Genomic DNA, 7300 nt, shown 5'->3' with positions numbered 1-7300 from the left:
CGGGAGGATCGCATGATGTGACTGGTACAGCGCGGGACGAATGAGGTCATTCATGCCGGCGTCCACGACCACAAAAGTCCTGGTATAGCGTTTACGATATAGGACACGTGTCACCAGCGTGCCTGCGTGCCCCACAATGTACCTGCCTGGTTCGAACCATAGCTTCATGCCTTGGGGAACATCTCGGCGCAGCAGGGCCTGCAGGTCCTCCACGGCGAAGTCGGCGCCTTCCCCATAGTTGATGGCGAATCCTCCTCCCACATCCAGAGTGCTCACAGAAATGCCGTTGCCCATCAGGGAGTCACGCAGTTCCAGGAGGCGCGCCAGAGACTTGCGATAGGGCTCGAGGCTCGTGATCTGACTGCCGATGTGGCAAGAAATGGTGTCAGGAACGAGCCCTGCGTCCATGGCCAGCCGGAACGCGTCAGGGGCGGCATCGACCGGGATGCCGAACTTGCTCTCCTCCGTCCCAGTGGTGACGTACCGATGGGTGTGTGCATCGATGCCGGGGTTGATACGGATGCCGACATGGACGCCCGTTCGCAGGCGCGCAATCGTAGCCAGCTCCTCCTCGCTTTCTGCGTTGATGAAGATGCCGTGGTCCAGCGCAAAAGTCAGTTCTTCCTGTGTCTTTCCGACGCCGGAGAACACGATGCGGTCTGCAGGACAGCCAGCATCCAGAGCCTCCTGGATTTCTCCGCGGCTTACCGTGTCGGCCCCGAGGCCCATGTTGAAAATGAGTGCAAGGAGAGTAGGGTTTGCATTGGCTTTGACGGCGTAGCGGAGTGATCCGATCGTGCCCAGACTCTGCATCAGACGTGTGACCTGTCCGCGGATCGAGGAGGCCGAGTAGACGTAGACGGGTGTGCCATATTCTCTCGCAATCGTGGCGAGAGGCAAACGGTCAAGCATGAGATCCGAGCCCTGATATAAGAGGTCGCTGTTCATCCTGGTCCTTTCTGGCACAACACAACACATCTTTCATTGGACGAGACGATGGTCCATGCGTCCGGGTTGCACCCGGGCCGATTGTTTCATCATGACCTTGTGCCCCGCCCTGTCAAGTGAACGCTCCAGCAGGTGTCGCAGTCATCCACGTCAGCCCACCCCTCGGATACGACAGCATCCCTTGCATTGAGACAACATCCTCGGGGGAGGAAGATCTGGTCAGGAAGAAGCCAGTTCACCTATATTTTGGATGAGTCGATGCGGCGCTCTTGCAGCAAGAGAGGTGTTTCGTATACTGGCGCCAGTGAGGGTTACTTTAGGTAAGTCCAGGCAGCTGTCAGAACTATAACACGTTATTCTATGGGGGTGTAAGCATGGAAACTGCGAAGTTCTGTACTCAGTGCGGTGAGACGTTGCCATCAGGGGCGAAACACTGTCCACATTGTGGGGCGGAAGTCATAGTCGTGCAGACGCCAGGGCCAGGCGAAGTCGAGCGACCCATTGCCTCCTCCTCGCCGCCTCCTCCTCAACAGACGCCGTCAGCAGGACCATATGGAGTACCTGCCTCCCCGCAGCCTTCCCCATATGGCGGATATGGTACAGTTTCGCCGCAGGGAACATATGGCGGCCCCCCTCCCGCTGCCGACGTCTATCGTGCTGGATCACAGCAGAAGGCGATGACAGCACAGCGAGCGCCGTCCCGGAAACGCCTTGGTGGTGGAGCACTGACTCTGATCGCTGGAATCATCATGCTGGCAATGCATGCCCTGGTGCTGGAAGGGGGGCTGACCGCGTCGAACATTGGTGTTGACCTGTCCATCATCGTATGCGGCTTTCTCATGTTGTTCGCCCGCGGGGGGCTCAGCGTCGCACTTGCCTTCGTGGCGAGTCTGGCCGTATCGGCCGTCGACGTGATGCTTCTGTGGGCAGATTTCGCAGCGATAGCCGCTGGTGGTTTCAGCGGAATCGCTACGTTTCTGTCGTCAGGAGCGGGGGTGTCGGTGATAGCGATGTTCATCGTTGTGGTTGGGTTCCTGGCTGCGCTGGTCAGCCTGTTCCGTCGCTCCTGACAGGAGAAAGGGGCCAGTCTGATACAGTATACTGCGAGCAGAGTCATAGACTTTTCCGGATTCAACGGTGGCTCCAGACCGCTCGACAGGGCCAGGCGCGTCGCCTGGCCCTGTCTGTCGTTACTCCAGGATTGGCAACGCATCGAAGCCTGCTACACTAAAAACGGTGAATAGGTGAGACTTTATAAGTCACGCAGTTCATACACGACAGGTGCTCGTCCATCCAGGAGCGCGGACGGGGCCCGCTATCGTGGTCGTTCCCGCTACAAAATGGCGCCTTCGGCCAGGTCGGAACAGGCACGCTCCGGCTGGCGCGATTCGGGGGAACTGTCAAAAGCGAAGCGCGGCTTGCCAGTCTTCCTGGCGTTCTGCGTTGTCTTTGGGATGGTTCTGCCCATTTTCTTCGGGCAGGTCAGGCGCGCCACGGCGCCGGACGGTGAGACCGTTGTTCATATTCAGGCGACCCAGAAGGGGACGGCCTGGTCGGGACGCCTCGCGTTTCGGTTGAATGGAGCGCAGCAGTGGACCGGCTCAATGGTCCCCTACGAAGTCTTTGTGCGCCCCGGTGTTTATACCCTGACTGTGACCGGCGGCGGACCTCCTGGCGCCAGACTGCTCAGCGTTGCACCGGTGGGTTCGCAATTGGGTCAGGCCGCAGAGACGATCACGTTCACCGCGGAGTTTGCCACTCCATAGATCTCCGGACGTGCGGGTCGTTTTCTGGAGACCATCCCGCTCTTACACATACTGACAGAAGGACCTGTATCGCATCTGTGGGGAAAGTTGCTGTCGACAACAAGGGGACACTGTTCGCGTCGGCGGACTGGCGTGCGTGGACGAAGGAGGTCCCTGGAGACAGATAAATGGAGGGACTGGCATGATGAACAAGAACCGGATGCCGGCGCTGTTTCTGGCGCATGGATCCCCCATGAACATCATTGAGCGAAATACGTTCACAGAGGCTTTGTCGACCTTGTCCGGAAGCTTGCCGCAGCCCAAAGGCATCATCGTGATCTCGGCTCACTGGCAGACACGGACCATGCACGACTTCAGTGGGTTTCCCGATGAACTGTACCATATCGGATATCCCTGTCCAGGCTCTCCCGAGATGGCGGAGAGGGTCCGTGCCGCCATGGGTCCGGGCGTCGTGTCATGTGACATGGAACGTGGCTTAGACCATGGCGCATGGTCTGTTCTGCACCACATGTATCCCTTGGCGTTCATCCCCGTGATCCAGATCAGTCTCGACGTGTCTCTTACACCTGAAGAGCGTATGGAGTTGGGCAAAAGCCTGTCTTCACTCCGTGATGAGGGGGTCCTCATCCTCGGCAGTGGAAATGTGGTCCACAACCTGGGGCTGGTGGACTCGGACGACGAGGAGGCTCCCGCGTATACGTGGGCGCAGTCGTTTGACAACTGGGTTGCGGGGTGTGTCGAATCTAACCACCTCGAGGAATTGACCCGGTACCGGACGGCACCGTTCTCCGAGTTGGCGGTCCCGACCGACGAGCACTACATCCCTCTCCTGTACGTCGCCGGATTGCGCAGGTCCGACGACATGCTTACCACAGTGTTTGAGGGTTTTCAGAATGCCTCCTTGTCCATGCGGTGCATCCGGGTGGGATAGTCCGCGCGGGGAAACCCATATCAGGGCAGGCGCCCGCGCTCTTCACAGGACAGCGCGTACGAAACCCCTCCCTGTACTGTACTAGAGGTGGCAGCATCCATGGGTGCGGCACTCCGGGGGTAACCCCGCAAGAAAGGAGAACACTATGAGGAAAACGATAGGCAAGGTCGTCCTGGCAGTTGTCATCGCCGGGCTCCTTACAGGCGGTATCGCCATAGCTTCAGCAGCGACCAAGGTGCGGACCGTGACGACGCCGCAAGGAACGACTGTGGGTGTGATCTCTGTGACGGGTACCGTGACTGAGGTCTCGGCTCCAGCCACTACGACCGCGGGCACAGGATTCATGGGCATGTTCCGGCATCAGCAGGCAGACTATGCGAAGATTAAGGACAATACGGATGGGACAATCTATACTATCGAAGTCGGGCGCGCTGAAACAGCGAATCTGACCATGAAGGTCGGTGACATCGTCACCGTCGAAGGGACGTCGGCAACGCGAAACAGCGTCAATGAGTTAAGCGTCTGGACGTTCACGGGTGCCGATGGCAAGACCGTCACGCTGCGCAAGGCCGATGGAACGCCCAACATCGAGACGGTGAGTGTCGCAGGAACGGTGACTGAAGTCAACGTGCCGACCACGACGGCTCCCTCGACTGGTGACACGACGAAGCGAACTCCAAAGGCAATGGCGACGATCAAGGTCAACCAGGCCGACGGCACCATCGTGACAGTGGTCCTCGGACGTGACGCGAGCAACATCACCGTGAAGGTTGGCGATGCGGTCAAGGTGGAAGGGTTCAAGACTCCTATGGATGCCAACACAGTGGTGGCAACCAGCTTCACGGGTGCTGATGGCAAGACGGTCACGTTGGAAGGCCAGGGCTTTGGCGGTCGCGGTGGTTGTGCTGAAGGGCTAGGCATGGGCCGCGGATTCCGTGGTGGCATGATGGGTCCAGGATCTGCCTCAGACTCGCCTGCGCCGTCCAGTACATAGTACACTCTTCCTCACAGGACGTAAGTCGACCCCCGCTTCGGCGGGGGTCAACCATTTCCGGCCTGGGCGATGGGGGTGCCACATCGGACACAATAGGGTATAATGACAAAACGCAGGTGGCAGAGGGTACCGCCGTCCTGCCGGTTTCGAAATGGAGAATTCGCTGCAGAGGGGGTTCACGTGTCAAACAAGTTCAACATGAACGTCGGTAGCAAGTCGTTCGACGTCGAGATTGAGGAACTCAGCGCAGGAAGCAGACCAGACTTGGCATCCTTATCCTCCAGTATGGCTCCGGCTCACAAGGTCGGCATCATGGAGACGGTCCTCCGGGACGCGCAGCAGTCGCTCATTGCCACACGTATGACCACGAAAGAGATGGAGCCTGCGTTTGAGGCGATCGATGCGGTCGGATATCACTCCATTGAGATGTGGGGTGGGGCAACCTTCGACTCCTGCCTGCGCTTCCTCCACGAAGACCCATGGGAACGTCTGCGCACGATCCGCCACGCCATGAAGCATACCAGGCTGCAGATGTTGCTGCGTGGCCAGAACGTCCTCGGCTACAAGAACTACGCTGACGATGTCGTGGACGCCTTTGTCGAAAAGTCCCTCAAGAACGGCATCGACATCATCCGCGTCTTCGACGCGCTGAATGACATGCGCAACGTGGAACGCGCCATCCGGACGACCAAAAAACTGGGCGGCACCGCTCAAGGCTGCATCGTCTACACTATTGCCCCGACGTATACGGTCGACAAGTACGTGGGTATCGCCCGCGAGCTCGAACAGATGGGCGTCGACAGCCTCGCCATTAAAGACATGGCTGGCCTGCTGACCCCGTATGCGACCTACGACCTGGTGGCAGCGCTCAAGAAGATGACCAGCCTGCCCATCCAGATCCACAGCCACTACACGACCGGCCTGGCCGGACAGTCGTACCTCAAGGGGATCGAGGCGGGCGCTGACGTCGTCGACTGCGCCATCTCACCCTTCGCAATGGCGACCTCCCAGCCTTGTACGGAGACGATGGTGGCCGCTCTCAAAGGCACGCCATACGACACCGGTATCGACCTCGAGGCGCTGAATGCCGTGGCGCAGTTCTTTATCCCGATCCGTGAGAAGGCGCTGGAATCGGGCTTGCTGGACGCCAAAGTGATGGGGGTCGACGTGAACGCGCTCATCTACCAGCTGCCCGGTGGCATGATCTCCAATATGGTCAGCCAACTCAAGCAGGCCAACATGCTCGACCGGTACGAGGAGGTCCTCAAGGAGGTGCCGCAGGTGCGCGCCGATCTAGGCTACCCGCCCCTCGTCACCCCTACGTCACAGATTGTCGGCACGCAGGCCGTGTTCAATGTGATGATGGGCCGATACGTGCAGTGCACCAAGGAGACCAAGGCACTCGTCAAGGGCGAGTATGGCCGTGCGTCGGTGCCGATCTCCGACGAGATCAAGCAGCTGATCATCGGTGACGAACCGACCATCGACTGCCGTCCCGCAGACCTGATCGCACCACAGATGGCGAAGTTCCGCGAGGAGATCAAGGAGTACGCCCAGCAGGAGGAAGACGTCCTGTCCTATGCCATCTTCCCTCAGGTGGCACTCGACTTCTTCAAGTGGCGAAAGGAACAGCAGGACAGCAAGGTCTAATCGACTATTTTCTGTGCAACCAGTTGTCGGGTTCAGTGCTCAGAGCCCCCACCTGTTGCTTGACAAAAAAAGCCGTTCGTGTAATGTTCAGGTAGACGTTGACGTGCCTTGCCGTGCGCCGTGGTGCAACAGAACGTGCATGATGTATGGAGTCTGTTGGCGTATCTTTGCCAATTGGTAACCGTGAGTGAGTAATGCTATGACTACCTGCGAAGAAGGAGGTGCTTGCCAACCACTGCTCCACCTGAAATCGTCTTCAGCAACTACTCTGCTAAGGAAGGAGACTTACATGAGAAGATTCCTATCTATCGTTGTTGCAGTCGTTATGCTGGTTGCCGTCTGCTCTCCAGTGCTGACCGCGAACGCTGCTGGTTTCAAAGACGTCGCAGCCTCGTACTGGGCATTTGATGAGATCACCGCCCTGGCCTCGAAGAAAGTGGTTGCCGGTTACGCTGATGGCACCTTCAAGCCCGAGGGCATGGTCACTCGCGAAGAGTTCGCCAAGATGATCGTTGCCGCCAAGGGCCTCGCCCTCGTAAAGCCCGCCAAGCCCACATTCACCGATGTTGCAGCATCCCGGTGGTCATATGGTTACGTCGAAGCCGCCGCCAAGGCCGGCTACATCCAGGGAATCGGCGGTGGCAAGTTTGCACCCGCCGCTCAGATCAAGCGTCAGGACATGGCTGTCCTGCTGGTCCGCGTCCTCGGCATGGCAGCTGAGGCCAATACCATCAAGGAGCCTGTCGCTTTCGCCAACGACGAACCCTCGATCGGCACCTACGCGATTGGCGCCGTCACCATCGCCGTCCGTCCGCGTGTCCAAGTTTTGACATGGGACAAGTCCCGCAACCTGAACCCCACCTTGTCTGCCACCCGTGGCGACTGTGCGTTCGCTATCTACAACACTATAACGCCTCCTGGCAGCGGCAAGAAGACCATTACGCTGGCTGAGGAGAACGCTCCCGAGAACCTGTTTCCGCTCATTTCCGACTCCGCCTACACGCTGAAGGC

Annotated in this window: 7 protein-coding genes and 1 pseudogene; 7 read left to right on the top strand and 1 reads right to left on the bottom strand. The window is 58.8% G+C overall.

The genetic code is table 11. The annotated features are described in order from the left end of the window. Positions 1–948, bottom strand: a 948-nt coding sequence (gene lysA / locus SMC5_RS06095; protein WP_119120001.1) for a diaminopimelate decarboxylase, incomplete at its 3' end; no start/stop codon positions are given. Between the two features lie 374 nt (positions 949–1322). Between lysA and SMC5_RS11675 the strand changes: the two are divergent. The 7 genes and pseudogenes from SMC5_RS11675 to SMC5_RS06065 form a co-directional block, all read left to right on the top strand. Next, positions 1323–1400, top strand: a pseudogene (locus SMC5_RS11675) (zinc-ribbon domain-containing protein); the annotation flags it as partial. A 225-nt stretch (positions 1401–1625) separates the two neighbouring features. Next, positions 1626–2018, top strand: coding sequence for a hypothetical protein (locus SMC5_RS11275; RefSeq protein WP_243622541.1), 393 nt, complete (start codon positions 1626–1628; stop codon positions 2016–2018). A gap of 174 nt (positions 2019–2192) precedes the next feature. Next, positions 2193–2714 (top strand): hypothetical protein, encoded by a 522-nt coding sequence (locus SMC5_RS06085; RefSeq protein ID WP_126854959.1) that lies wholly within the window; start codon positions 2193–2195, stop codon positions 2712–2714. Between the two features lie 181 nt (positions 2715–2895). Beyond that, positions 2896–3645, top strand: a complete 750-nt coding sequence (ygiD, locus tag SMC5_RS06080) for a 4,5-DOPA-extradiol-dioxygenase (RefSeq protein ID WP_207799109.1) — start codon at positions 2896–2898, stop codon at positions 3643–3645. A 145-nt stretch (positions 3646–3790) separates the two neighbouring features. Next, a complete protein-coding gene (locus SMC5_RS06075) occupies positions 3791–4639 on the top strand; it encodes a hypothetical protein (protein ID WP_119119998.1) in 849 nt (282 codons plus the stop codon). 285 nt (positions 4640–4924) lie between these two features. Further along, entirely contained in the window at positions 4925–6289 is a 1365-nt protein-coding gene (locus SMC5_RS06070; protein WP_119120002.1) for an oxaloacetate decarboxylase subunit alpha, read from the top strand. Between the two features lie 289 nt (positions 6290–6578). Further along, positions 6579–7300 (top strand): S-layer homology domain-containing protein (locus SMC5_RS06065; RefSeq protein ID WP_165848998.1); only part of this gene is annotated, 722 nt, incomplete at its 3' end.

It is taken from the genome of Candidatus Cryosericum odellii (assembly GCF_003570935.1).
Lineage (GTDB): Bacteria > Caldisericota > Caldisericia > Cryosericales > Cryosericaceae > Cryosericum > Cryosericum odellii.
The sequence above is the reverse complement of the archived record's forward strand: the minus strand, read 5'-3'. Positions and strand labels throughout refer to the sequence as shown.

Excerpts from the sequence above, each read along its gene's own strand:
- SMC5_RS06070 (WP_119120002.1), top strand. The coding sequence starts at position 4,925 with ATGGCTCCGGCTCACAAGGTCGGCATCATGGAGACGGTCCTCCGGGAC.
- ygiD (WP_207799109.1), top strand. The coding sequence starts at position 2,896 with ATGATGAACAAGAACCGGATGCCGGCGCTGTTTCTGGCGCATGGATCC.
- SMC5_RS11275 (WP_243622541.1), top strand. The coding sequence starts at position 1,626 with ATGACAGCACAGCGAGCGCCGTCCCGGAAACGCCTTGGTGGTGGAGCA.
- SMC5_RS06075 (WP_119119998.1), top strand. The coding sequence starts at position 3,791 with ATGAGGAAAACGATAGGCAAGGTCGTCCTGGCAGTTGTCATCGCCGGG.